This window comes from Thermodesulfatator indicus DSM 15286, from assembly GCF_000217795.1.
Classification (GTDB): domain Bacteria; phylum Desulfobacterota; class Thermodesulfobacteria; order Thermodesulfobacteriales; family Thermodesulfatatoraceae; genus Thermodesulfatator; species Thermodesulfatator indicus.
In genome coordinates, this window is sequence record NC_015681.1 from 439,814 (window position 1) to 464,938 (window position 25,125).

24 protein-coding genes are annotated in these 25,125 nt (G+C 43.5%); 8 read left to right on the top strand and 16 right to left on the bottom strand.

Going from position 1 to position 25,125, the window contains the following annotated elements:
* Nucleotides 1–102: 102 nt before the first annotated feature.
* The gene (locus THEIN_RS02095; RefSeq protein ID WP_013907044.1) at nucleotides 103–372 is read left to right on the top strand and encodes an amphi-Trp domain-containing protein; all 270 of its coding nucleotides are present in this window, start codon (nucleotides 103–105) and stop codon (nucleotides 370–372) included.
* Here the strand turns inward: THEIN_RS02095 and THEIN_RS02100 are convergent.
* From THEIN_RS02100 to selA, 3 genes are read right to left on the bottom strand one after another with little or no spacing between them, the layout of a single operon-like run.
* On the bottom strand, nucleotides 369–1,130 hold the full coding sequence (locus tag THEIN_RS02100; RefSeq protein ID WP_013907045.1) for an MBL fold metallo-hydrolase: 762 nt from the start codon (nucleotides 1,128–1,130) through the stop codon (nucleotides 369–371). The two genes, THEIN_RS02095 and THEIN_RS02100, sit on opposite strands and share 4 nt — an antisense overlap.
* The gene (locus tag THEIN_RS02105) at nucleotides 1,127–2,659 is read right to left on the bottom strand and encodes a tetratricopeptide repeat protein (RefSeq protein ID WP_013907046.1); all 1,533 of its coding nucleotides are present in this window, start codon (nucleotides 2,657–2,659) and stop codon (nucleotides 1,127–1,129) included. The genes THEIN_RS02100 and THEIN_RS02105 overlap by 4 nt, the downstream gene beginning before the upstream one ends.
* The gene (selA, locus tag THEIN_RS02110; protein WP_013907047.1) at nucleotides 2,659–4,050 is read right to left on the bottom strand and encodes an L-seryl-tRNA(Sec) selenium transferase; all 1,392 of its coding nucleotides are present in this window, start codon (nucleotides 4,048–4,050) and stop codon (nucleotides 2,659–2,661) included. The genes THEIN_RS02105 and selA overlap by 1 nt, the downstream gene beginning before the upstream one ends.
* A gap of 132 nt (nucleotides 4,051–4,182) precedes the next feature.
* Here selA and THEIN_RS12120 point away from each other — a divergent pair, with 132 nt between their 5' ends.
* Genes THEIN_RS12120 through THEIN_RS02130 form a run of 4 tightly spaced genes read left to right on the top strand, consistent with a single transcriptional unit; the run spans nucleotide 4,183 to nucleotide 7,191 of the window.
* Nucleotides 4,183–5,040, top strand: coding sequence for a hypothetical protein (locus tag THEIN_RS12120; RefSeq protein ID WP_013907048.1), 858 nt, complete (start codon nucleotides 4,183–4,185; stop codon nucleotides 5,038–5,040).
* Nucleotides 5,033–5,332 (top strand): hypothetical protein, encoded by a 300-nt coding sequence (locus THEIN_RS12125; protein WP_013907049.1) that lies wholly within the window; start codon nucleotides 5,033–5,035, stop codon nucleotides 5,330–5,332. The genes THEIN_RS12120 and THEIN_RS12125 overlap by 8 nt, the downstream gene beginning before the upstream one ends.
* The gene (locus tag THEIN_RS02125) at nucleotides 5,332–6,171 is read left to right on the top strand and encodes a DUF8082 domain-containing protein (protein ID WP_013907050.1); all 840 of its coding nucleotides are present in this window, start codon (nucleotides 5,332–5,334) and stop codon (nucleotides 6,169–6,171) included. The genes THEIN_RS12125 and THEIN_RS02125 overlap by 1 nt, the downstream gene beginning before the upstream one ends.
* Nucleotides 6,172–7,191, top strand: a complete 1,020-nt coding sequence (locus THEIN_RS02130) for a Tll0287-like domain-containing protein (RefSeq protein WP_013907051.1) — start codon at nucleotides 6,172–6,174, stop codon at nucleotides 7,189–7,191.
* Between the two features lie 29 nt (nucleotides 7,192–7,220).
* On the opposite strand, the gene THEIN_RS02135 is transcribed toward THEIN_RS02130, so the two are convergent.
* On the bottom strand, nucleotides 7,221–8,522 hold the full coding sequence (locus tag THEIN_RS02135; RefSeq protein ID WP_013907052.1) for a multiheme c-type cytochrome: 1,302 nt from the start codon (nucleotides 8,520–8,522) through the stop codon (nucleotides 7,221–7,223).
* Between the two features lie 450 nt (nucleotides 8,523–8,972).
* On the opposite strand from THEIN_RS02135, the gene THEIN_RS02140 reads away from it, so the two are divergent.
* The 3 genes from THEIN_RS02140 to THEIN_RS02150 all read left to right on the top strand — a co-directional run bounded on the left by THEIN_RS02140 (nucleotide 8,973) and on the right by THEIN_RS02150 (nucleotide 11,734).
* Entirely contained in the window at nucleotides 8,973–9,941 is a 969-nt protein-coding gene (locus THEIN_RS02140; RefSeq protein ID WP_013907053.1) for an IS110 family RNA-guided transposase, read from the top strand.
* A gap of 574 nt (nucleotides 9,942–10,515) precedes the next feature.
* On the top strand, nucleotides 10,516–11,331 hold the full coding sequence (locus THEIN_RS02145) for a YkgJ family cysteine cluster protein (RefSeq protein WP_013907054.1): 816 nt from the start codon (nucleotides 10,516–10,518) through the stop codon (nucleotides 11,329–11,331).
* A gap of 13 nt (nucleotides 11,332–11,344) precedes the next feature.
* Nucleotides 11,345–11,734: a DUF3135 domain-containing protein gene (locus THEIN_RS02150; protein WP_013907055.1), complete on the top strand. Its 390-nt coding sequence runs from the start codon at nucleotides 11,345–11,347 to the stop codon at nucleotides 11,732–11,734.
* Here THEIN_RS02150 and ftsZ read toward each other — a convergent pair.
* The 12 genes from ftsZ to THEIN_RS02210 are packed head-to-tail and all read right to left on the bottom strand — an operon-like array spanning nucleotide 11,731 to nucleotide 25,123.
* Nucleotides 11,731–12,885: a cell division protein FtsZ gene (gene ftsZ, locus THEIN_RS02155; protein WP_013907056.1), complete on the bottom strand. Its 1,155-nt coding sequence runs from the start codon at nucleotides 12,883–12,885 to the stop codon at nucleotides 11,731–11,733. The genes THEIN_RS02150 and ftsZ overlap by 4 nt on opposite strands.
* Nucleotides 12,882–14,075, bottom strand: a complete 1,194-nt coding sequence (gene ftsA / locus THEIN_RS02160) for a cell division protein FtsA (RefSeq protein WP_013907057.1) — start codon at nucleotides 14,073–14,075, stop codon at nucleotides 12,882–12,884. Before ftsA ends, ftsZ begins: the two co-directional genes overlap by 4 nt.
* A gap of 6 nt (nucleotides 14,076–14,081) precedes the next feature.
* Complete coding sequence (locus THEIN_RS02165) at nucleotides 14,082–14,852, bottom strand: cell division protein FtsQ/DivIB (protein ID WP_013907058.1); 771 nt, start codon at nucleotides 14,850–14,852, stop codon at nucleotides 14,082–14,084.
* On the bottom strand, nucleotides 14,833–15,723 hold the full coding sequence (gene murB, locus THEIN_RS02170; protein ID WP_013907059.1) for a UDP-N-acetylmuramate dehydrogenase: 891 nt from the start codon (nucleotides 15,721–15,723) through the stop codon (nucleotides 14,833–14,835). The genes THEIN_RS02165 and murB overlap by 20 nt, the downstream gene beginning before the upstream one ends.
* Nucleotides 15,720–17,108, bottom strand: coding sequence for a UDP-N-acetylmuramate--L-alanine ligase (murC, locus tag THEIN_RS02175; protein WP_013907060.1), 1,389 nt, complete (start codon nucleotides 17,106–17,108; stop codon nucleotides 15,720–15,722). The genes murB and murC overlap by 4 nt, the downstream gene beginning before the upstream one ends.
* Entirely contained in the window at nucleotides 17,101–18,165 is a 1,065-nt protein-coding gene (gene murG / locus THEIN_RS02180; protein WP_013907061.1) for an undecaprenyldiphospho-muramoylpentapeptide beta-N-acetylglucosaminyltransferase, read from the bottom strand. The genes murC and murG overlap by 8 nt, the downstream gene beginning before the upstream one ends.
* On the bottom strand, nucleotides 18,165–19,556 hold the full coding sequence (murD, locus tag THEIN_RS02185; protein ID WP_013907062.1) for a UDP-N-acetylmuramoyl-L-alanine--D-glutamate ligase: 1,392 nt from the start codon (nucleotides 19,554–19,556) through the stop codon (nucleotides 18,165–18,167). Before murD ends, murG begins: the two co-directional genes overlap by 1 nt.
* A 6-nt stretch (nucleotides 19,557–19,562) precedes the next feature.
* Nucleotides 19,563–20,639, bottom strand: coding sequence for a phospho-N-acetylmuramoyl-pentapeptide-transferase (mraY, locus tag THEIN_RS02190; protein WP_013907063.1), 1,077 nt, complete (start codon nucleotides 20,637–20,639; stop codon nucleotides 19,563–19,565).
* Nucleotides 20,640–22,013 (bottom strand): UDP-N-acetylmuramoyl-tripeptide--D-alanyl-D-alanine ligase, encoded by a 1,374-nt coding sequence (locus THEIN_RS02195; protein WP_013907064.1) that lies wholly within the window; start codon nucleotides 22,011–22,013, stop codon nucleotides 20,640–20,642.
* The gene (locus tag THEIN_RS02200; protein WP_013907065.1) at nucleotides 22,010–23,452 is read right to left on the bottom strand and encodes a UDP-N-acetylmuramoyl-L-alanyl-D-glutamate--2,6-diaminopimelate ligase; all 1,443 of its coding nucleotides are present in this window, start codon (nucleotides 23,450–23,452) and stop codon (nucleotides 22,010–22,012) included. The genes THEIN_RS02195 and THEIN_RS02200 overlap by 4 nt, the downstream gene beginning before the upstream one ends.
* The gene (locus THEIN_RS02205; protein ID WP_013907066.1) at nucleotides 23,449–24,804 is read right to left on the bottom strand and encodes a PASTA domain-containing protein; all 1,356 of its coding nucleotides are present in this window, start codon (nucleotides 24,802–24,804) and stop codon (nucleotides 23,449–23,451) included. Before THEIN_RS02205 ends, THEIN_RS02200 begins: the two co-directional genes overlap by 4 nt.
* Before the next feature lies 1 nt (nucleotide 24,805).
* Nucleotides 24,806–25,123: a hypothetical protein gene (locus THEIN_RS02210; RefSeq protein WP_013907067.1), complete on the bottom strand. Its 318-nt coding sequence runs from the start codon at nucleotides 25,121–25,123 to the stop codon at nucleotides 24,806–24,808.
* Nucleotides 25,124–25,125 lie beyond the last annotated feature (2 nt).

A 25,125-nucleotide genomic window follows, 5' to 3' on the forward strand; every position in this document is an offset into this window, starting at 1 on the left:
GGGGGCCTTGAGCCCCCTTCCCAAAAGAAATCGCCGCGTCCACTAAATCGCCCAGTAATGGTACTTTGTTATATAAAAAGTTTCCATTAATTAGGAGGTCTTATGGCCCAAGAAAAAGTTCTTTTTAAGTCTGAAGAGCCCAAGTCTTTAGCTGAAGTGGCTGATTTTTTGAAAACTCTGGCTGAAAAAATCGTGCAAGGGAAAATAACTCTTCGTAAAGGTTCAGAAGAAATTACCCTGGCCATACCTGAAAACGTTATTCTGGAAATAAAAGCCGAAGAAAAAATCAAGACCTCGAAAACAAAATATTCCCTTGAAATTGAAATAGAATGGAAAGAGGGAGAAACCGAAGGCCCTTTAACTCTCGGTTAAAGTTCAAAGGTTAAGAAATCTATGGCCAGAATAATTTCGCCGTCATAGAAGGCCCGACAGGGAGAAATAAGATCTGTCTCATCGCAGGGTGGATAAAAATGGGTAAGCATTAATTTTTTAACCCGAGCCTCACCGGCAATGCGTCCGCAAAGGCTCGGAGTAAGATGGCCTTCTTTTTTCATGCCCTCAGGGGCCGAACACTCAAGGATTAAAAGATCTGCCTCGTGGGCCAGTTTTACCAAGTTTTCTGTGTAATCCGTATCTCCTGAGTAAACTAGGCTTTTCCCCTGGTATTCAAAACGATAGGCCAGGCTTTCAGGATTATGCTTGACCGGGGCCGAGCGCACGGTAAAAGGTGGGCACATAAAGGCCGCTTCGTAAGTACAAGACAGCTCCTGAATTTCGAGTAGTCCAAGAGGGGGAACCACCCATTTCCCAAAAGCACTTTTTAGCCCTTCAAAAAAAGAAGAAAAACCGTCTCCAGCTACTAAAAGAAACGGCTTTTGCCTGTTATATCCCAAAGAATAGCGGGTAGCAAAGAAAAAGGGTATCAAATCTGTAACATGATCTGGGTGGAAATGGCTTAAGAATATAGCGTCAATATCTGGCAAAGTTAAACCTGTTTTCAATATACGTGGAATAGTCCCAGGGCCAATGTCAAGAAGGATATTTTCCTTTTCGATTTGCAAAAGATAACCGGGGGCTCCACGTTCCAGACGCGGCCAGCCGGTCCCAGAGCCTAAAACTGTAAGCCTCATGCCCGTGCCTCCAGAAAAAACCTGATATTTTCGGCAAGGCTTTTTAGAGAGTCACTGGTATTAAGCTGAGAAATCACAGCCTCAGCCACTTCAAACTCACCTTTTAATTGTATATATAGCAAAGCCAAATAGCCCAGCACCTCCAGATTCTGGGGTTCCTCATTGGCCAGTGAACGAAACATTTCAAAGGCTTTATCCAGTTCGCCAAGTTCGTAATAGGCTTTGGCCAGTAATAATTTCCCTTTGTTGGAAATAGCCAGATTTTCTAAAATATCTTTTACTTTTGCCCATGAGTTATCTTTCGTCAGATGTGAAGCCAAAGATTCCGCAAAAATAGCTTCACTCGGCGCTAAAGAATAAGCTTTTTCAAGGGCCGCCAACGGATTTTTGCCTATTTTTTGCAGGAAAAGTCCTAAGTTGTAGTGAAGCATGGGGTCTTTTGGCGAAATAGAGATAGCCCGTCTGAGGGCTTTTTCACTTTTTTCAAAGTCTCGTAGCTCAAGATATATATAAGCCAAGCTATTTAAAAGCTCTACCGGCTGCGGGGTCTCAGCTTCGGCCTCAAGATAACACTTTAAAGCGCCAAATAAGTCTCCCATATCTAGCAGAACATCTCCCAAGACATGAAGGCTATAAGGCTCAAAGACTACTGGTTTCTCATGAGGGAGTCTTTTGGCGTGCTCAAAAGCGGCCCAAAGTTCTTTTAAAGGCGAAGACGTTTTTTTAGGCGGCCTGACCCCTGCCCTTAAAGAAAGAGAAGAAAGCAGCGTTGTTAGGTTATCTATACTTTCAGTGAGGACAAAAATGGCTTCATTTTCAGATAAAAATAAATTCCCTTTTGCTTTTTTAAGTAAACAATTTAGGGAATCTCTTGGCCCTTTGGCCCATACAAGTATGTGTCCATTAGCCTCTTTAAGTAATTTTTTGAAAAAGGCTCGATGTTCGAAAATAACGGAAACAGGAAAGTAATCTTCTCCCTTTTCCGTAAGCCAGCAGAAACCAAAATTCTCAGATAGTAATAAAGTTTCAAGGGCCTGTTTCACGTCATCAGGTGAGGTTAGCAAACAAGAAATAGCCGAAAACTCTATCCCTTCTTGCCACAAACTTTTCAAGAATGATCTGGGTTTTATTTCCTCCGCAGGCACAAAATAAATTTTTGTTGATAGGGCATAAACTTTTTCAGGAAGGGTGACAGATTTATTTAATTTCAGAAGAAATCCAGTAAGTTTTCTTTTCTCTAACTCTCGCTTCAAAAATTCAGGACCAGGCCGTTCTTTGATAAATCGTTCTTTAACAAGCAAGTACAAAGTTTGCTCAAAGTAAGCTAGGAGCAATGATTGCCACTTTTTTAATTCTTCTTCGGGAGGCAGAGGGTCAAATTGTAAATAAGCTATCTTTTCTCCATTAAACTTTAAAGGTAAATGTCCATCTTCTGCTGAAAGTTTAAATTTTACTGGCAAAAGAGGCGAAACGGTCTCGGAAAGTAAAGGTAAAAGATGCTTAAGGGCCCAACTAGAAAGTGTTTTCACTAGGCCTCCCCTAATATGTTAGCTAATACCTCAGTAATAACAGAAAACTCTTCAGGAAAAACTGTTCTCATATCAAGTAAAAAGCGTTCATTTTCTATACGACCTATAATCGGTGGAGAGGAGTTTCTTAAGGCACGCTCTAACTTAGCTGCTGTAAACTTAGGTGTATCAATAACTAAAGCATAAGATATCGGATTGGAAAGAGGCATAGCACCGCCACCTACACGAGACGTAGTCTGAATTATTTTTAGACTGACTTCTTTAGGCAATTTCTTTCTTAAGCGGCGTCTGAGCTGTTTTGCCTTTTTCTTTATTTCTTCAGGCGGCAGAGAGATAAAATACAAAGTAGGTATTTTAGAAAGGGCCTCTTTTTCATCGCGATAAAGCCTAAGGGTAGCCTCAAGCCCGGCTATGGTCATTTTGTCTATTCTTACCGCCCGGTTAAGGGGATTTTTGCGTATTTGTTCTATAAGTTCTTTTCGGCCTACAATAATACCTGCCTGTGGGCCACCCAAAAGTTTATCTCCAGAGAAAGTTACCACATCAATTCCTGAGGCCAAAACCTCTTGGACTGTGGGCTCTTTGGGGAGCCCAAACTTGGTTAAATCAACAAAACAACCACTTCCCAAGTCTTCTACAACTGGCAGGTTATATTTTCGACCAAGCTCCACTAGTTCTTTGCCAGAGACCTCTTTAGTAAAACCGAGTAAGGCGTAATTACTTTTGTGGACTTTAAGGAGCAAAGCTGTATTTTCATTAATGGCTTCTTCGTAATCACGCAGATGAGTACGATTGGTAGTCCCCACTTCTCTCAATATGGCCCCTGAACGGACCATCACGTCAGGGATACGAAAAGAGCCCCCAATTTCTACCAATTCCCCGCGAGAAACAATAACCTCTTTCCCAAGCGCCAGGGTGTTTAAAGTTAAAAGCACAGCTGCGGCGTTATTATTGACCACCAACGCTGCTTCAGCCCCGGTAATCTCGCGAACAATTTTTTCTATATGGACATATCGGCTACCACGCTTACCTTCGGCCAAATCATATTCCAGATTAGAATAGTAAGCAGCCACTTCTTGTATAGCTTCTAAAGCCTCTTTGGCTAAAGGCGAACGTCCGAGATTGGTATGGACGACCACACCCGTAGCATTTATGACTCGCCTAAGACTTGGCGTTAATTTTTCTTGTAAAACTTTTTGAGCTAATTCGAAGACTTCTTCTTTTGAAAGAGAAATTCTTTTCCCTTCTAAAATTTCACTTCTTATTTGAGAAGCTGCCTCTCTGGCCGCAAGAAGCAAAAGTTTTTCTGGAACTTGAGGAAAGCAAGAACTAAGTCGTTCTTTAAGCTCATTTATAGGCGGAATAGAAGCAAACATAACCTGTTTTTCCATTAAGCCACTCCCACAAAATTTTCGTTCTGAAAGATAGGCCAAATAAGGATTTTTGTAAATAATAAATAAAAGAGTCGAAATTTAATTTTTTAAAAAATTTTTCCGAAAAGGAACAAAAAAAGAGGTAAATCAATGGTTGTTCCACCTTTCCCGAAAAAATTTGAAAACATTCCTACGGATATGACTACCCCTGCAAATCTTATTCAGACCTTTGGCGGGGAATTGTTTACAGGATTATTAAGAGTTTCCTTCAATAACAATCACGAATTGATAGGGCTCTTTGAAGAAGGAAGCCTTCTAGGCTTTATAGAAGAAAAAGAAAAAATTCGTCAAGAAATTTCTATAAGTAGGGTTGAAAACATATGGAAAGCCAAAAAAGGAATAATAAACGCATATCAAAGTTATCCAGACGAAATATTTATTTTGCAAAAGTTATTAAGCAAAGGGCTAACATCTAAATTAGAAACCTTTGGCCTTGATCTTGGCAGCAAGACAGTAGCCTTAAAGAAAAGAAAAGAAAACTGCATAATAGAAATAGACACAGAAGAAAAAGCACAAGCAATTTATCTATGGGAAGGAAAGATTATTTGGAACTTAGCTGAAAAAGAAATCTTTACCGAAAATCAAAAAATAATAGCAAGAATTTACAAAGGGAAAAAACTAGATAGCAAAAAAGAGTTAGAAAAAATAAAAAAAGCCCTAAAAGAATTGTCAGCCATTTATCAAGAAAAATACAAAAAAAATTTTGTAGAAGAATTTCTCTTTTATATACATCAAAACTTAGCCGAAAAATATCCAATAATAGATCCATTTTTAGGAGCTTATGAACTAGAAAAAGGAGAACTCAAAATAAAAGAAACTGAAAAATCAAGTGAATTTATAAAACCATTTAAAATAGCCATAAACGATTTTATAAAAAAGATAAACTTTACAACGGAAGAAAAAGAAAAGATTAGTAAAATTATAATAGAGGAGGGAAAAGATGATTAAAACTGACGAAATAAAAAAAGAAAAAATAATTCAAGAAATATTTGGTGACATGGACGATATATTTAAAGGTGAAGACGAAGAAAAAGAAGCGATTTACGAACAAGACCATAAAGAAAAGCTAGTGCCCATTTCTTTAATTAAGGAAGAAATAAAAAAAGAAAAAATTTCTGAAGAAGAAATAGTCCAAACAGTCAAAGAAACTATAGACGAAATAGAAGAAAAAATTAAAGAAATTATCAACAGAAAACTTACGAAAAAGATATTAGTTAAAGTCCTTGAAAGGATTGAATAATGGCCTTTACCGGCAAAGCCAAAAGCATTGAAGAAGTTTTTGACATTTTACAAATTATTGAAAACCAAAACAAAGAAGGAAATTTATTGCTCAACAGCGAGAAAGAAAATTTTACAATAAAAATCAAAAAAAGAAACATACAAAAAATAGAGACAAATTCAAAAAACTTAAAAAAATTAAAAGACAAAGAAAACATACCTGAAACATGGAAAAGTTATTTCCATTACATAAATATTGAATGGCAAAACTTCTATTTTAATTTTGAAGAAAACAATATAAATGAAAACCAAAACAGCATTCCTATATCTCATTTTCTACTAAATTTTTGCACAGAAAGAGATGAAATAAGCCATATAATAAAAAAGCTAACCAAAAATCCAATAGGACTAACTATAAGAGGGGAACTAAAAGAAGAAAAGTTTGACACCGTTGATTTATGGGTTTATGGAGAAATAATCAAAGGAACACCAATAAAAGAAATTATTTTTGGAAATATTCCCTTAAAAGGGATACTTAAATCTATAAATAAACTTTTCAAAGCAGGATTAATAGAAGTAGAAATCTTATCTAAGAAAGAAACAAACAATAAAACTATTGACTTTGATAAAATTGAGAAATTTGAAGAATTTTTAGCTAAAATAGTTGGTCCTGTAGCAGGCCTACTTATTTTTGAAACTTTAGAAGAACTCAATCTTTCAAATGAAAAAATACCAGTTAATAAGGCTCAAATATTTATTGAAACTGTTGTTAATAAAATTCCAGAAGATTGCCTATTTGAAGGAGACTTGTGCACAAAAACTATAAAAGAAAAATTTTTTGAAATTATAGGGAGGAATTAAATGACAAACAAATTTTCAATATTGACAAAATATATAGCTTTTTGGATTATCCTGGGATTGGGCCTTATAGGATGTACAATCGTAACTATTTACCAATTATATACTTGGTTTTTATACGAAAAGGCTAAAACTGTAGCTGAACAAGTCATTATGTTTAGACAATGGACAGCTTCTTACGGAGGTATATGGACTAAAGATAAATATGACAATCACTTTGGCTATTTATTGAAGGCTAGTAACGAAAAAACGAGTTTGCTTAGTACTAACGAAAATTTAATTGGTGAAGAAGTCAACACGATCTTTTATTTACATAACCCCGCCTTAGCTACCAGAGAGCTCTCAAGTCTATCAGAGAAAAAAGCAAAAGAATTTAGATGGATATTTAAAGTAGTTTCTGATAGACCTATTAGTCCACAAGGAATACCTGATCAATTTGAAAGGGAAGCTATCAAAACATTAAGGAAAGAGAAAAAAGAAGAGCTTGGTAAATTTATAAAAGATGGATTTTTTAACTTCAGTAGCTATAAGTATCGCTATGTAAAAGTCATAAGAGTTAAAAAAGGGTGCCTTAAATGCCACGGAACTCCTGAAGAGTTAGATCCTCGTTTTAAACAGGCTATTTTAGACAAATATGGACCCGCTGCTAAAAGAGGCATGAATTACAAAGAAGGAGATATAAGAGGAGTTATTAGTGTTACTATCTTTCCTGATTTCAGAGGAACGGCTGCACAATTCTTAAAACCAGTACCTGAAAACTTTTTTCTTCTGCTTATTTTGGTGACAATTATTTTCATGACTTTTGGTAGCTTTGTAGCGGTTTACTGGATGATAACACGCATTAAACAACTGAGAGATGCCGCCCGAAACATCAGTATTGGAAAACTGGAAGTTGACTTAGGTGTTAAAGGCTTAGACGAAAACAAAGTAAAAGATGAATTAACCCAGGTGGCTATTGCTCTAGAAAGGTTAAGAATAAGTACCAAGATTCTTATTGAAAGATTTAAAAATCGGAAAAAATAAAAAGAAGGGGGGCGTTACCCCCCTTCGAACTATTTACCGTGAGTAGCCCGCATCTGTTTGGCTAGCTCTTTGATTTCTCCGAGGTCTTTTACCATCATGGCCCAGCCGTACCAGTAAGCATAGTCAGGATTAATGTGGAAGAAGGACTGATAGGCCCTCATGCGGTGCTTCATATACATTTCAAAAAGAACCTGTTCAATATACTCAAGCTTGTCGTAACCAGCTCCATAATCAGTTCTCATAAAATACAAGAAGTCCGGATAAGGATAGGCCTGATTACCACGCTTTTTGAGGATACCGTCTTTGTAGAGGTCAGCCACAATGTTTATGGCTTCAGCTAAGAGCATATCAATCTGCTTGTAATACTGGTCAGCCTGTTTGAACTGAAAATCAACGTAATCCTTGGAATGGCAACGATAGCAGACCTGTTTCATTTTGTTACGCTCACGGTCAAAGTCTTCTTTGGTAAGACGGGCTAATTGGAGGTCTTTAACTACCTGCAAGCGAGCGGTAGGCTTACCGGTCATAGGGTCAAGCACGCCCAAAGCCTTCAAAATAGTAACCTGCGCTGCGGCCCAATCTTTATCCTCAGGTAAAGGTAATCTTACTCCCAGGAATCCCCAGGCTGTACGGTTTTCGTGGTCGCCATTAGGCATGTGGCAGTCCTGACACTTAGGCGCCGCTGCTCCTTCAGGTAAGTTTCCAGCTAGCTTGGCAAAATAGCGGGTGCCGTGCTTTGAGCTTGACCACATTTCCCACTGGGGATGGTCGTAGCCCATGTGGCATTGCTGACAGGCATGGGGATCTAGAGCCTCTTTTTTGGAAAAAGCGTGCCTTGTGTGACATTCATCACAGGAGTTGTTTTGGTAGCGATAACCTTGAGCATGAAGTTTTTGCTTTTCTTCTTCACTCTTTATCCCCATGTTATGACAACCACCACAACCCTTACCACCTTCCATTAATTCGTCAGGCTCAAGATGGGTAACGGGAAGGGCGTTTAAAGCCTTCCAGCCGAGATTGTGTTTGCCACGGACAAATTGATCAAACTGTTCCTGGTGACATTCAGCACACACGTGCTCATCTGGAAGCTTAGCCTTAGCAGCATCTTTTACTGAAGTATGCGCTGTTCCATGACAATCGGCACAGGAAATATCTTCCGCCGCATGTTTACTGGCACGCCAATCCATCACCTGACCTGGACTAATCTTTTCGTGACACGAAATACAAGCTTTCTTAATCTTTTCTTCATCTTGAGCAGCCATACTATAACTAACTGAAAATAAAAAAGCTAAAACTACCCAGATACTTAAAAAACATTTCCCCTTCTTCATCACTCCCTCCTTATTTTTATTTGATCAACAAGTGATTAAAACTTTATAGTCTCTAAAAATTAAATAGAATAAACAAAGAAATTTGGCAAGCTTTTTCTTAAACTAGCATTAAAGAGTCTTAAATACAGAAAAATAACAGCATAAATAATCGTAATTTGATATATTAATGGAATCACTAAACAGGCGACAATTGAGTCATTGTATGGTTTTAAGTAAAGGGCAAAAGCATTAAAGTAAAAAAAGTTGGTAGGGAGGGACAGGCTGTTGAGTCATGGAACGTTTGCTTTTTAGCAAACTGTTCGATCGCAAGATTAGCCGTCCTTCCCTGTGTTTGAACAGTATCCGGGACGTTTCCAATTACGGAAACTGTCCGTATACAAGGCTAAACCTGGAAGGACCTCCCTACCAACAATCTTTATTTTATCTCAAAGAAAGGAGAATTGAAGACCTATGAAAAATTTATCTTTTCTTGGGGTGGATGTGGCCAAGGATACATTGGTTATTTTTGATGGCCAGAAGGTTTACGAGTTTCAAAATGAAAGGGGTTTAAAGAAATTTAAGAGGAAGTTTTTTAAGAAGAAAGAAGACAGGAAGAAAAGGGTGGTGATATACGAGCCCACAGGGCCATATTCGGCATTTCTGGAGGAGTTCTGTGCTACGAATATGATAAAAGTAGTATCCCTTAACCCCAGAAAAGTCCCCCGTTTAAGAGAAGTATTAGGTCATAGAGCAAAAACAGATAATCTTGATGCGAAACTGTTATACGAATATCACAAGATAGTTAGCGAAGAAGAGATCAAAGAAATAGAATATAACGAAAATTTAGAGAAATTATCTTTATTGTTAAGTGAGTATCAATTATATCAAAACATAGAAAACAAGTTATCTAATTTTCTAGACTATTTAGATAGAGTACCAGTAGATAGTAAAGAAAGCAAAAAACACATACAGAAAAACTTAGAAGAAACAAGGCAGAGGCTTCAGAAGATAAAGAAAGAGATGGAGGAATTAGTAAATAAAGATGACGACATAAACAAAGGGGTTAAAGAAATAGAGAAAGTTAAAGGTATAGGGAAGATGATAGCGACATATTGTTACATCTTTTTTCGGAAGAGGCGGATAAGAAACCGGCGGGAGGTAGTAGCTCTAGCAGGATTGGACCCGGAAGTAAAGGAATCTGGTAAGAGGAAGCTGGTAACCAGGATAAGCAAGAAAGGGGATAATAGGTTAAGGAGTTTGCTTTTTATGGGGGCGCTTAGTGCCATAAGATGTAAAGAAGGGGGACTAAAAGAGTATTACGAAAGTTTGATAAAGAGAGGAAAACCGAAGAAAGTGGCCATAATAGCCTGTGCCAGAAAATTATTGATATTTGCTTTCTATAATTACAAAAAATGGCAAATGGAAGCTCAAAGTGCTTGACAAAAACCACAGTATCTTGCGAGCGAAGCGAAGCAATCCCTGAGACTGCTTCGACCTCTAACAAGACCTCGCAGTGACAGCGAAGGTTACTTTGCTTTAGCGATTATGTCAGCGGCGATACTTTGTCGTGTAAAAAACACTCGGATTAATAAACTAAATCGACACCTTTGCAAAATGCTTTACTTAAGAGACTGCTTCGCTTGCAGTGACAGAATGGTAGATGGCAAATAGTTGATGGCCCTCACTTTTCACTTCTCATCTATATTTGTAAGCCCCTATAGAGGTACCAATAGGGAAAAGAATCCCTGAGAGTGCATAGGCCTCTGTGATAGAGGAAGAAAAAACTTTTTCCTGTCCCCAAAACAAAAATTTGCTCACGGCCACTATCTGCGCTAACATAGGGTGGAAGACCTTTACAAAATACTTATTCAAGAGGCTGCTTCGCCTATCTGGGCTCGCAGTGACAGCGGAAAAGAGTCATTGCGAGGCTGCGCCAGCAGCCGAAGCAATCTAAATTTATGTTTTTTTGAATTTTGCAAAGATCTCAAGAAGACTACATAATCCAGGAGGCCCTATGGGTGAAGCTATAACAGAACTTAAAGGCACTGACAGGATCATCGTTCCTATAAAACTTGAGCCACACACCAAATTTAAGTTTACCTGTGGTCCTGGTGTTCCCTGTTTCAAACTCTGTTGCTCTGAACTTTATCTACCCCTTACCCCTTATGACATACTTCGTCTGCGTAATCGGCTAAAACTCACCACTGACCAGTTTCTCGTGGCTTACACTGAGCCCTTCATTCTGCCGAAGTCCAAACTTCCGGTAGCTCGCTTAAAAATGCGGAATGACGAACATAAAACCTGTCCCTTTGTCTCGGAAAAGGGCTGCCAGGTTTATGAAGACCGGCCGCTTGCCTGTCGCTATTATCCACTAGGCCTGGGTATCTTTCGCAACCGGGACGAAGGCCGCAACGAGGACTTTTACTACCTGGTCAAAGAAGGTTTTTGCCAGGGGCTTGACTCCGGCCCAGAAATCACCGTTGAAGAATACCGCCAATCTCAAGGTATCCCCGAGTTTGAAGAGCCTGTCCTTGAATGGGCCGAAATCATCATGAAGAAAGAATCCCTTGGTCCTATAGACGTTCCCCAAAAGAGCCTGGAACTCTTCTTTATGGTTAGCACCAACCCAGAAAGATTTAGGAGTTTCGTCTTTGAAAGCCGCTTCCTGGAAATATATGAGGTTGACAAGGAAACCATCGAAAAAATCAAAGAAGACGATCTGGCTCTCTTACAATTCGGGTTCAAATGGCTAAAAAGTGTTCTTTACGGTGAAAATTTAATCCCCATCAAGAAGGACTTACCTAAAAAGAAAAAGATGAAACCTTTTTAGTGAGGAGACATCTATGGTCAATCAAGAACACTTTGACGACTGGTTTGAAAGAATGGCCAGACTTGCCAAAGAAGACCCTGAGGCCTTTGAAAAAGAACGCCTGGCTCTTATAGAAGAAACCATTTCTCAGGCTCCCCCTGAAAATCAAGAAAAACTTCGTAAATTTCAGTGGCGTATTGACATGGAAAGGAAAAGGGCCAAGACCCCTCTTGGTGCCTGTATAAAGCTTTATGACATGTTACTTGACATGGTTTACGGCGAAGGCGGCTTTCTGGAATCCTTGCAAACTTTAAAAAATATTCTCACTGACGTTAAAGAAGGCCGCACTCCTACCCTTCCATCAGAGCCAGAAGCCCGAGCAAAAATAATCCCCTTCCCTGCTGACAAGGCCAAGAAACACTAGTCCGCCTTGCGCCGTAAAAAGGCCGGAACTTCGAGCTCTTCCTCTGAAGGGAGCTTTTCCAAAATACGCTTTTTGCGTCTTCTTTCAGAAAGCTTGGCAAGCTTGGGTTCAGGTTTTTCAGGCGTAACTTCTCTTCTCATACCATCTACATCAAGGTTAACCACTTCAGCTAAAGGCTCAGCCGCTTCTTCTTCGGCTCCGATACCAGTGGCCACTACTGTTACCCGCATCTCGTCGCCAGCCTGCTCGTCAAAAACCACACCCCAGAAGATCTTGGCCTCTTCGTGGGCCTCTTTGGAGACGAGCTCAGAGATAAACTCAGTTTCCTCCATGGTCAGGCTTTCAGCAGAAGCCGTAATGTTTAAAAGAACACCTTTGGCTCCTGAGATAGACACATCATCAAGAAGCGGGCTTGAAATGGCCTTTTGCGCCGCCTCTTCGGCCCGGTTTTCTCCACTGGCCACTCCAGTGCCCATAAGAGCCATACCCATTTCACTCATCACTGCCCGCACGTCAGCAAAATCAAGGTTTACGTAGCCCGGAAACAGTATCAAATCAGAGATACCTCTTACCGCGTAATAAAGCACGTCGTCGGCCTGGCGAAACATGTCCAATAACTTGGCCTTGGGAGAGGCTAGCGCTCGCAGGCGATCATTAGGAATGGTAATGATGGTATCAACCTCGCGTTTTAGTTCTTCAAAACCTTTTTGGGCGATCTTGGCCCTTGGCTTTCCTTCAAAGGAAAAAGGCTTGGTCACTACGGCGATAGTTAAGGCCCCTAATTCTTTGCTGATGCGGGCCACAATAGGAGCCGCCCCGGTGCCTGTGCCACCCCCAAGCCCTGCGGTTATAAAAACCATATCCGCTCCGGAGAGGGCCTCTCTTATCTCGTTTTCAGCCTCAATAGCCGCCTCTTTACCAACTTCCGGATTACCACCGGCTCCTAAGCCTTTGGTAAGCTCTTTGCCAAGCTGGATTTTTACCGGTGCCGGGGAGAGATCAAGCACGCGGTAATCGGTGTTAGCCACGATAAATTCTACTCCCCTAAGCCCTTTGCTTATCATATTGTTAACGGCGTTTCCGCCGGCACCACCCACACCAATTACTTTAATCTTGGCCTGATATTCGCTTTCTAAAATTTCAAAGCTCATAGCCCCCTCCCCAGGATTTCAAATATTTTTTTAAGCGGGTTTTTAGGTTGCGTTTTTTGTTTCTCAAGATTCATTTCGCGGCCAAAAAGCACCAGGCCCACGGCGGTGGCCAGACGCGGATGGTTGACCTCTTCGGTTAAACCGGGAAGCTTTTTCGGATAACCGATTCTTGTAGGTAACTCAAAGATCTGGTCGGCCAGTTCGAGAAGCCCTGAAAGCAAAGAAGACCCCCCGGTAATTACGGCCCCTGAACCAAGCCGGGGTTTGAGCCCGGAATTTTCAAGCTCGGTGTTTATAATTTCCAGCAACTCTTCTACCCTAGGTTCAAGGATTTCCGCCAGCACCTGCCGCGAAAGCCTCCTGGCCGGACGGTTTCCGAGCCCCGGCACTTCTATGTACTCTTCCCTGGGCACCAGCGGTGCCAGGCAACTACCGTAATGAACCTTTAATTTTTCCGCCGCGGCCATAGTGGTTCTCAGCCCAACAGTGAGGTCACTGGTAAGAATTTGCCCCCCTACTCCCACCGCACTGGTATAGCGCAGGTTACCTTCAAGAAAGATGGCTATATCAGTGGTTCCGCCACCAAAGTCTATCAAAGCCACACCGAGCTGTTTTTCCTCTTCGGTAAGCACAGCCTGCGCCGAGGCAAGAGGCTGTAAAACTACGGCATCCACCGTAAGACCGGCTTTTTCCACACACTTAACCAGGTTATGCACCGCCGAAGCCCCGGCCGTAACAATGTGCACCCTAGCCTCAAGGCGCACCCCGCTCATGCCAACTGGTTTTTCAATGCCGCTTTGTTCGTCAACAATGTATTCCTGCGGGATAGCGTGTAAGATAAGCCGGTCGTTGGGCAGGTTGATGGCCTGAGCCGCCTCAAGCACCCGCTGAACGTCTTCTTCAGTAACCTCTCCTGACTTTAAAGCAATAACCCCATGGCTTTGCTGGCTACGTATGTGGCTTCCGGCAATCCCTACGATGACGTTGGTAATTTCTTCGCCACAGGCCTCTTCTGCCTGCTGCACCGCCTCAATTATGGCACTCACTGTGCTTTCAATGTTTACCACCACTCCACGGCGAAGGCCTGAGGCATTGGCCATGCCAAGGCCAATAGCCCTTAGTTCACCATCTATCTCCTCCGCCGCGAGACAACATACTTTAGTGGTCCCAACATCAAGCCCTACAATCATTTAGTCTTAACTCCTTCGGCCTTTCTTGAATATCAAAGCCGCTGAATTTTCGGGATAATCAAGCCTTACTGTCTTTACTCTCTGGTACTGCTTAGTGTCATAGAGATAAACAAAAATGCGGTCAAGCTTTTTGTAAGCCTTTTCGTAATCATCCAGCTTATTTCCGGCAAACTTTATCAACAGGGCGTCCCGGGTAAGCAGCAAAAAGCCATCGGGCAAAAACTTTATCTGGGAAATATTGGCGTAAGGCGGCACCAAAGTTTCACTTTTCTTGAGCTTGGCCAGAAGTTTTAAAACTTCTACTTTTTGAGCATCCAAGCGCCGATTTTTAATTTCTTTTTCAGAAACCCCTTCAAGGGCTGGCAACTCTTTTAATAAATTTTTGGGCGCTCTAGCAAAAATATGGCCTTTTTCATTCACCAGCCAGATCTCTCCGTTTATGGAAAGCATAGCCAGTGGTTTTTCTTCTCTTACTTTTATAAAGATTTTGTCAGGCAATTTTCGGGAAACAAAGGCCTCCGCCACCCAAGGGTGAAGTTCAAGGCGCTTTTTTATATCTTGAAGATTAAGGGCAAAAATATTGGTCCCAAGGAGAAGGTCCGCCTTTTCAAAAACTTCTCGCTTATTGAGAAAACGCTTACCTTCTATGGTTATTTCTACGCCTGAAAGGGCAAAGTAAGGGCTTTTTTTGATATAAACCCCTCCTGCTACCAGAGCAGCCAAAACCGTAAGCCCCATTAGAACTATAAGAAACCGTTTACCCTTCACCCACCACACGAAGCTCCTCCTCAAGTTCCATCCCAAAAAGCTGAAAAACCCTTTCTTTGGCAAAATTAATAAGACGCAAAATATCCTGGGCTCTTGCCCCATCCCGATTGACGATAAAATTGGCGTGTTTGCGGGAAATTTCTGCTCCACCGGCCCGCAAACCTTTGAGACCTGCCTGGTCGATCAAGGCCCCTGCGGAAAAACCAGGGGGGTTTTTAAAAATACAGCCCGCAGACGGCTCGTTAAGGGGCTGAGTCTTTTTCCGTCTGAAGAGATAATCAGCTATGCGCTTGTTTATGGCCTCTTGAGAGTCTTTTTTAAGACGCAAATTAACGGCTACAATCACCGCCTCATCAGGAATACTTGAAAAACGATACGAAAAAGTGAGCTGCCCCCGCGAAAGAGAAAAAAAACGCCCTTCTTGATAAATCGTAACTTCTTCCACCAGGGAGCCTATCTCCTGGCCAAAGGCCCCGGCATTCATTTTGACGGCTCCACCAACGGTAGCCGGAACTCCTGCCATAAATTCAAGGCCTGACAAACCGCGTTCGGCACAAAGTGTAAGGAACCTAGCCAGCGGCACTCCAGCCCCAGTCCGAACTAATTCGTCTTCAAATTCTACGAAATCAAGTTTTTCAAGAGAGATAAAAGCTCCCCTAAAACCACCGTCTCTCACCAAAAGATTGCTTCCTCCGCCTAAAAAATAAGTAGGTATATTTTCCGCTTCAAATATTTCAAAACCGCGGGAAAGTTCCAAAAAATTGCGCGGATAAAACAGATAGTCTGCCGGCCCGCCCACTCTAAAAGTGGTGAGGCGAAAAAGGGGCACTTTTTCTTTTACTAAAAGACCTTCTTTAGCAAACAGATTAGTAATCTTCATGCCACCTCGCGCTCTCGCAATCCTAGTTCTTCTAAAAGCTTCTCACCCAGGCGATAAACGTTTCCCGCACCCATGGTCACAAAAACATCTCCGGGCTTTAAGACATCCAGGGCTCTCGCCAGCGCCAATCCCTCTCCTGAAACAAAGTAGGTAGGTCCTTTCCGTCTTCGGGCAAGGGCTTCGGCTAATTTTTCTCCCGTAATCCCGGCAATGGGCTTTTCTGAAGCCGGATAAATCTCCGTTACCAAAAGCACATCTGCCTCGTCAAAACACTTAATAAAATCATCAAAAAGGGCCTTGGTGCGCGTATAGCGGTGCGGCTGAAAAAGAATTACCAAGCGCCTTTTGGGAAAAGACTTCTTAAAAGCCGCTATGGTGGTCTCAATCTCTCTGGGGTGATGGGCGTAATCGTCAAACACGAGGATATCGCCAGCTTTGCCTTTTAAGTCAAAACGCCTTCTAACCCCTTTGAAATCCGAAAGGCCCTTTCTTATATCTTTAAAAGAGATCTCAAGAGTTCGGGCCAAAGCCACGGTGGCCAGAGCATTTAAAATGTTGTGTTTGCCAGGAAAGGGCACCACCACCTCGCCCAGGATCTTGTCGTTTTCAAACACGGCAAAAACCGAACGAGCCCCTTCTTTTATAACCCGCGCCCTGTAAAAGGCCTGCTCCTCGAAACCGTACGTGAGGTATTTGGCAGAAGGCTTTCTTTTTAAAAGCTTTTTAACGCCCGGATCGTCAAGGCAGACTATCACTTTGCCTTTGACTTGATCTACAAATCTGACAAAGGCCTCAAGGATTTCGCCAAAATCCCGGTAAAAGTCTAGGTGTTCTTTATCAATGTTGGTGATAATGGCGTGCTCAGGAGTCATTCTAAGAAAAGAGCCGTCACTTTCATCGGCTTCCGCCAAAAGATATTCCCTTTCTTCTCCCAGCCAGGCGTTGCCGTCAAAGCCGTTTACTTTGCCTCCCACCACCACCGTGGGGCTTAGACCGCCTTTGGTTAACACCGAAGCCAGCATGGAAGTAGTGGTGGTTTTTCCATGGGCGCCGGTAACCACCAGATTGTGCCGATGAAGGGCCATGATTTCCACAAGCATTTGCGCCCTTGGCACCACCTTCAAACCCAGCTCGCGCGCCCGTTTGATCTCGGGGTTATCCTCAGACACCGCTGACGAATAAACTACAAGCTCGGCCCCTTCCACCTGCTTGGGATGATGGCCGTAGTAAACAATGGCCCCCTCTTCAGCAAGCATCCTCGTAGTTTCAGAGGCATTTAAGTCAGACCCCGAAACATCAAAACCAAGACGCAGGAGCAGGCGAGCTAGCCCACTCATGCCTATTCCGCCAATTCCTATAAAATGAACCCGTTTATATTCACGCATAAGCGATTAATTCCTCCAATTCTTTGACAATTATTTCAGCCGCATTTTGCGGAAGCACGCCAGAAAGGCTTTGCGCCATCTTCTGACGCCGTCCTTCATCAGCAAGAAGAGCGCTTAAAGTATCCAGTAGCTTTTCCTCTGAAAGTTCCTCCTCACGCATGACAAGAGCCCCGCCTCGCCTAGCCAGCACCTTAGCGTTATGAAACTGGTGGTCACCTATGGCGTAAGGGTAAGGGATAAAAATCGCCGGCTTTTGCAAGGTAGCCACCTCAGCCACGGTAGAAGCCCCGGCTCTAGCCAGCACCAGATCCGCCTGGGCGTAAGCCCAGCCCATATCGTGGAAAAAGGGCTTAACCACCACTTTGTCTGAAAACTCCCGGAAAGCCTCTTTTACCCAGGAAAAATCCCGCTCTCCTGTTTGATGGAAAAGACGAACTGTGGGCACTCTTTCAAAGAGAAGCGGGAATACCTTGACTATAAGTTCGTTTAAGCGGTGTGCTCCTTGTGAACCCCCGGTTACCAGGAGCCCTATCCCGTCATGTTCCCGAAGGCCGCAAGTTATTTCCTTTCTTACCGGCATGCCAGTGACGACCGTGCGCTCTTCAGGAAAATGGGCCTTACTTTCCGGAAAGGTGACAAGAATACGATGGGCTAATTTAGCCAGAAAAAGATTGGCCCGTCCGGGTACGGCGTTTTGTTCGTGAATGGCCCTTTTGATGCTTGCGAGGCGGGCCGCTAGCATTACAGGCACGGAAGCATATCCTCCCACACCTAGCACCACCTGGGGAGAAAACTCTTTTAAAATTTTTAAAGCCTTGCCCGTGGCCACAAACATCTTGCCAAGGGCGCGCACTTTGGCGCTAAAGGCCCTACCTAAAACCCCTTCTACCGGCAAATACTTCACCTGATAAGGAGTTCTTTCCGCCACCAGTTTTTCAATTTTTCGCCCACTACCAACCAGTAGCACTTTGCCTCCAAGCGCCGTAATTTCTTCGGCCACCGCCAAGGCCGGAAAAAGATGCCCCCCGGTGCCGCCTCCAGTTATCACCACTTTCATCAATGGTAAGTCACCAACTGAGAACGGTTATCTTCACCCAAAAACTGGGGAGCGTAACCTTTTACCAACTCTTTAAAAACATCGCCGCGTTCCTGATAATTTTCAAACTGATCAAAGCTAGCCGCGGCTGGAGAAAGCAAAACAGTATCTCCAAGAGTAGCCTCTGAAATAGCCACTGCTACTGCTTCTTCAAGGTTTTCTACAATTTTCATATCCGTACATTCACGCAGATCCTCGGCCATAACGTAGCGAGACTCTCCCATAAGGATTAAAAGCTTCACTTTTCTTTTTATTTCACCCATCAAAGGCCGATAAGAAGAGCCTTTATGCTTACCACCCATGATGAGAATAATAGGCGCACTAAGACCCCTTAGGGCCTTTAAAGTGGCGTCAACATTGGTGGCTTTAGAATCATTAACAAAGTAAACCCCACCAAAAGTTCCCACGAACTCTAGGCGATGGGGAAAACCGATAAAGCTTTTGATAGCCTCTTTGATTCCTTGAGGGGTAGCTCCTAGCAGACGAGCAGCCAACGCCGCCACCGTAAAGTTCAGACGATTATGCTCTCCCAAAAGCTTAAAGCCAGCGAGAGAATACTCTTCAGGCCCGCTTGGCAGGTGTAAAACAAAAGAGCTTCCTTTAAGCTCAGCCCCATTAGTCCCTTTTTTGCCAAGGAAAAACATTTTTGATTTTGGAGTTGGAAGAATTTCTAAAAGCTCTTCTGGCAAAATAACAAAATCTTCGGGGGTTTGATTTTCGTAAATACGAGCCTTGGCCAGGGCGTATTCTTTAAAGCCTGCATAGCGTTCCAGGTGATCAGGCGTAATGTTTAAAATCACCGCCACTTGAGGCCTGAAAGTATCAATACTTTCAAGCTGGAAACTTGAAGTCTCAAGCACCAAATAATCAGCCTTCTGGCCATTTATAATAAACTCAGAAAGGGGCGTGCCGTAATTTCCCCCTACAAAGACCTGCTTGCCTGAAAGTCGCAAAATATCTGTAGCCATAGCCGTAGTAGTGGTTTTTCCGTTGGTGCCGGTAATAGCTAGGATTTTTTTTCCGGGCAAAAGGAAGCGATAACCTAACTCAAGCTCGCCTATCACGGGGATATTTCTTTCACGAGCCGGAGCGGCTGCATCAGGAGGCACACCAGGGCTTATAACCACCAAATCCGTCCCTTCAAAAACCTCTGGACGATGGGCTCCGGTATCGAAAAGAACACCCTGTTCCTCAAAATTATGCACCAGAGATTGAGGTAATTTTTCTTTTGGGCGACTATCAGAGACGACCACCCTGGCCCCTGCAAGCAAAAGCAAGCGCGTGGCCGCTTGCCCTGAACGCCCAAACCCAAGGACTACCACTTTTTTACCGGCTAATTTGCCTTCTAACATATCCCCTTACCTCAACTTCAAAGTACTTACGGCTAAAAGCCCCAAAAATATAGCCGCAATCCAGAAGCGCACAATTACTTTTGGCTCAGGCCAGCCCAGCTTTTCAAAATGATGGTGAAGTGGAGCCATACGAAAAATGCGTTTCCCTCCAGTTAGCCGAAAGTAGACCACCTGAAGCATTACAGACAAGGCCTCAGCCACAAAAACACCGCCAGCAATCACCAGTAAAAGTTCCTGCTTGGAAATTATTGCCAAAGCCCCAAGAGAAGCCCCTAAAGAAAGTGAACCAACGTCCCCCATAAAAATTTCTGCTGGATAAGAATTATACCAGAGAAACGCAAGCGCTGCTCCTAAAAGTGCTCCGCAAAATATACAAAGCTCACCAGCCCCTGGCACATAGGGAACATGCAAATATGAAGCCAACTTGAAGTGTCCGGCCAGATACACAAAAAGGAGATAAACGCCTGTGGTTACAATAAAAGGCCCAGTAGCCAAACCATCGAGGCCGTCAGTCAAATTGAAGGCGTTAGACGCGCCTACTACCACTATCATTACAAAGGGAAAATAAAGAAAACCAAGATCTGGTCTGAATTCTTTGAAAAATGGCACCGCTAACTTAGTATCAAATGAGCCGTACTTTAGGGCTAGGAACAAAAAAACTCCAGCTGTCAGAGATTGAAGTAAGAGCTTTTCTTTAGCGGTAAGCCCTAGACTTTTTTGTCGAGAAACCTTACGCCAATCGTCAAAAAAGCCGATTAAACCAAAAATCAGAAAAAGCCCAAGGGTTATCCAAATATAAATGTTAGTAAGTTTTCCCCAGAGTAAGGTAGCTATTATCACGGCCAGGATAATAACCACACCTCCCATAGTGGGAGTGCCCGCCTTGTGCTGGTGGTCAGGGCCAATTTCCCTTATAACCTGACCAAATTGCCGGGCTCGCATGTAGGCTATAAAACGCGGCATCAATATGAACACAATAAGGGCGGAAGTAAAGATGGCACAAATAGTCCTAAAAGTAATGTAGCGAAAAACATTAAAAATAAAGTGCCATTCATGTAATGAATAAAGTAAGTGGTAAAGCATCTAAGTTTTTTCCTCCAAGAGCCAATCGACAATTTTTTCCATAGCCATGGCGCGCGAGCCTTTCACAAAAACAAGGCTCCCCTGATTAACGACTGACCTTAAAGCTGAAAAAAGGGCCTCTTTATCAGAAAAGATGTTAACCTTTTCGCCACCTCCGCGGGCAATGTCTCTGGCATATTCGCCTACGGCCAGTATTTGGTCACAAACCTGGGCCAGCACCCGCCCCACCTCTTCATGATAAAAAGGAGCTTTCTCGCCAAGCTCTTTCATGTCTCCTACCACGGCCACTACCCGAGAAAATTCCTGCCGAATAGCTTTTAAGACCTCGGCCGCGGCCTTAAAAGAAGCGGGGTTGGCGTTGTAGGTATCGTCTAAGATGATAATACCTCCCGCTTGCTTAACTTCCATGCGGTGAGGAGCAGGTTTTAATTTTTCAAGTTTGGGCAAAAGTTCTGGCAAGCTCAGGCCTGCGGCTAAAGCCCCGGCCAAGGCCGCCAGGGTATCAAAGACAAAAGGTCTTCCAAGAAGAGGAATTTCTACATCGTAATCCTCTCCCTCAAAAGAAATTTTTACTCGAGTGCCTTTTAAACTAACCGAGAGAATCCTTCCCCTTAGGTCAGATCCTTCTTCAAAACCAAAAGAAATCTCACGGCCTTTATGTTTAAGCGAGTAAACATGTTCCTTTACTTCTTTCTGGTCATAAGGATAGACCCACACTGCTTGTGGCGCTTTAACAAAAACGTCTATCTCTTCTTTGAAGACATTTTCCGGCGTGCCCAGACCTTCCAGATGAGAAGGTGCAGAGCCCAGAAAAATGGCTACCTCAGGTGAGGCTATCTCCGTTAACCTCGCAATTTCTCCAGGAAGATTGGTGCCAAGCTCAAGTACCAAAAATTCAGCCTCGGGTAGGGTATTCAAAATGGTCAAAGGGAGCCCGATAAGGTTATTCCAGTTCCAGGGAGTCTTAAAAGTTTGATAGTCTTCAAGCAAAGTAGCCAGAATTTCTTTGGTGGTGGTTTTACCGCAGGTGCCACTTATGGCTATTACCTTGGCTTTGAGCTTTTTACGCCAGTAAGCCGCAAGATCTTCCAGAGCTTTTACAGTATCAGAAACTTTTATTACCGAGATAGCCTTATGCAGTTTAAAAATATTTATCTCCTCGGGCCAATGAGAAACCAGCAGACCCCTAGCACCATTTTCAATAGCTTCAAGCACAAAGTCGTGTCCGTCAAAACGTGGACCTTTTATGGCCACGAAAAGCTCTCCCGGCTTTATAGTCCTGGTATCATGGCTAACCCCGGTAAAAGACACACCCATATCCCCATTAAGGAGTATTCCACCAGTAGCCCTAACCACGTCTTCAGTAGAAATCATGCTTCCTCCTCAGTGAGCAGTTCCCGCAGGACCTCGCGGTCGGAAAAAGGAATACGTTTGCCAGAAATTTCCTGATAGTCTTCGTGGCCTTTGCCGGCCACTAAAAGCACATCGCCTTTTTCCAAGGCAGAAACGGCTTTGACCATAGCCTGGTAACGATCAGGTTCCACTAAAAAGGGAGTCTTTTTCATCCCTGCCATGATGTCGTTTATTATGTCTTCTGGCTTCTCGGAACGAGGATTATCAGAAGTAAGAATGACGATATCTGCCAGGTCTTCAGCCACCTGTCCCATAAGTGGCCGTTTTCCTTTATCTCTATCGCCTCCACAGCCGAAAAGAACTATAAGCCTCCTGGCCATGGGTTTAAGGCTCTTTAAGGCCACGGCCAGGGCCTCTGGGGTATGGGCGTAGTCAACAAATATCAGGGCCCCGTTCTTCTGGCCGACGGGCTCAAGCCGCCCTGGAGGAGGCTTAAGCTCACGAGAACAGGAAAGGAGGTCTTCAAAAGAAAAGCCGAGGGCCAGGCCGCATCCTATAGCTATGAGGAGATTTTCCAGTTGAAAATCTCCGTAGAGGGTCGTCGCCAAGGGATACTTTTGGTGGCCGTATTCCAAAAGAAAGGAGTAGCCCGCTTGAGAACGCTCTGTCACCATCCCCCTAAGATCCTCCCCTATCTTAATAACGGGCGCAGAGATTTCCTCAGCGAGCCTCCTTCCCCATGGGTTGGCCACGTTTATCACGGCCTGGCCCGAAGCTCTCAAGTATTCGGTAAAAAGTTTTTTCTTGGCCTGGTAATAGGCCTCCATGGTGCCGTGGTAATCAAGATGGTCGCGGCTAAGGTTGGTAAAACCCGCCACGTGATAGGCAAGACCGGCCACTCTATCCTGATCAAGGGCGTGGGAAGAAACCTCCATGACCACGTGCCGATAATCAGCCTGGCGCATAGCCGCCAAAAGGGCTCTTAGTTTTACCGGGCCTGGCGTGGTAAGCGAGGCCCTTGAAAGCCCTAGCCCGGTATCATAAAAAATCGTACCAATGAGCCCTACCCCGCCGGTGAGCTTGACCAAAATCTGGTAAAGAAAATAAGTAACCGAGGTCTTGCCGTTGGTTCCAGTAACCCCTATAAAAATAAGGTCTTTTTCCGGGTAATCGTAAAAAGCGCTGGCCAGCTCAGGAAGGGCCTTACGTGTGTCAGGTAAAACCACCTGGGCAATGTTGTCTGGCAAATCGAGCTTTCTTTCCGCCAAGATGGCCACGGCCCCGGCCTCAAGGGCTTGCGGGATAAATTTATGCCCATCAGCCGAGGTGCCCCGGCAGGCTACAAAGGCATACCCCGGCTTTACTTCGCGAGAATCATCAGTTAAGCCAGCTATCGGCGTCTCTGGCCGATGCAAAAACTCGGGCCTTAAATTTTTTATAAGCTCTTCAAGACGCTTCATCTAAGAACCAGCCTGCATTTGGTAATTTTTTTAAGAGGAGTGCCAGGAGCAGGCCACTGGCTAACTGTAACTCCAAAACCCTGAAACTCAGCCTCAAGCCCAAGAGCTGAAAGCGTCTCCAGGGCCTCTTTTAAAGTCAGGCCTCTGAGGTCTGGCATCCTGTTTTCGGGAATTTTTCGGGGAGGTTTCTTTTCATTAGCAACCTTATAAAACCGGCTATCTTTCACCGCCTGAGGAATAAAACGGGTGTAGTAACACGGAAGCCCGTAAGCCTTAACACCTTCCAGATAAACCAAGAAGGCCTCTTTAGGATTTTTCCGCGGCCAGAGCCCGGCTATCACAAAAGAGCCCACTTTGTAACTTCCGCCCCACCACCACACACCGCCTCTTTCAAGAGGCGTAATCTTATCAAGGTTTTTGGTTTCTACCGAAATAGTTTCTTCTTCCTTGCCAATCCTGATTTCTTTGGCAAGTTTAGGTGAAAAAAGTTTTCCTGTGGAAAGCGCCGCCAAAGCCCTTACCAGCTGAACTCCAGAAGCCCTAACGTCTTCTAAAGAAGAGATAGCAGGAGGCAAAAGCCCCGGCTCTTCGTTAGGCAGGTCAATACCAGTGGCCTCACCAAAACCCAAATCCCTCAAGAACGAGGCCATATCTTCATAAGAGCTTTTTTCAAAATTACCTTCAAATACCTTGCCTAAAACCTCCAAAGGGATGCGAGGTTTAAACAAGATTTCTTTGTCTCCTTTACTTACCAGAGCCTTTATCCTTCCTGTTTCTAAATCAAGGATAATGGCTCCGCCCCTTTTAGCCCTAAGTCTTTTTAGGCTACGGTTCAGGTCTTCAAAAAGGGCTTTTTGCTTTTCTATTTCTATGGAGGTTACGAGGTAAGACCCTTTACGTCTCAAAAGCTTGTAATAATAAGCCTCAACTCCTGAAAGCCCATCATCGCCAAGAAAAGCACTGCATATATCTTTATATGGATAACTTCTTTCAAAATAATTTTTAGGGAAAACCCCTTCTATTTCAGGCACGAACTTCACCCTTTGAAACAAAACCGGCTCTTTGTGGGTAGCCAGAAACAGAGAGAGTTCCTCTTCTTTTTTACCAAGGGCCTTGGCTAAAGTTTCTATATTTTTAGGCGAGGGCGAAAAGGCCCCTGGCACCAGAAGTAATCCGGTACGGGTTATTGACTCGGCAAGAGTACGTCTCTCAAGGTCATAAACCGGTCCAAGGGATCTTACACCACTTTTTTCAGGAAGAATTGGCTCAGGGGACGAAAAAAGATAGGCCTTTTCTCCTGCCAAAATAAGTAAAGCTATTCCTATCAGGCCCAAAAGCCAGACTTTTTTCATTTTACCTCAACCTAACCACCTGTTCTTTTTTAGGAGGATGGAGGCCAAACTCTTTGGCCTTTTTCAAAACTACTTCTTTTGAAGTAAGGGTTTGGTATTCGCGGTCAAGCATAGTTACTTGATGCGAAAGAAGGGCTACTTCTTTTTTCAAACTCCTGTATTGAAAGTACTTTTGCCCTAGTAAGGCCCCTCCCACCAAAAACAAAACAGCAAGCATCCCTAAAACAAATTTTTTAGCCCAGACTCCCCATAGAGAGAGGGTTGTGGCCTGGCTTTTTCTGGTTTTATGGTTAAGCACATAGGCTGTTCTTGCTCCCATTT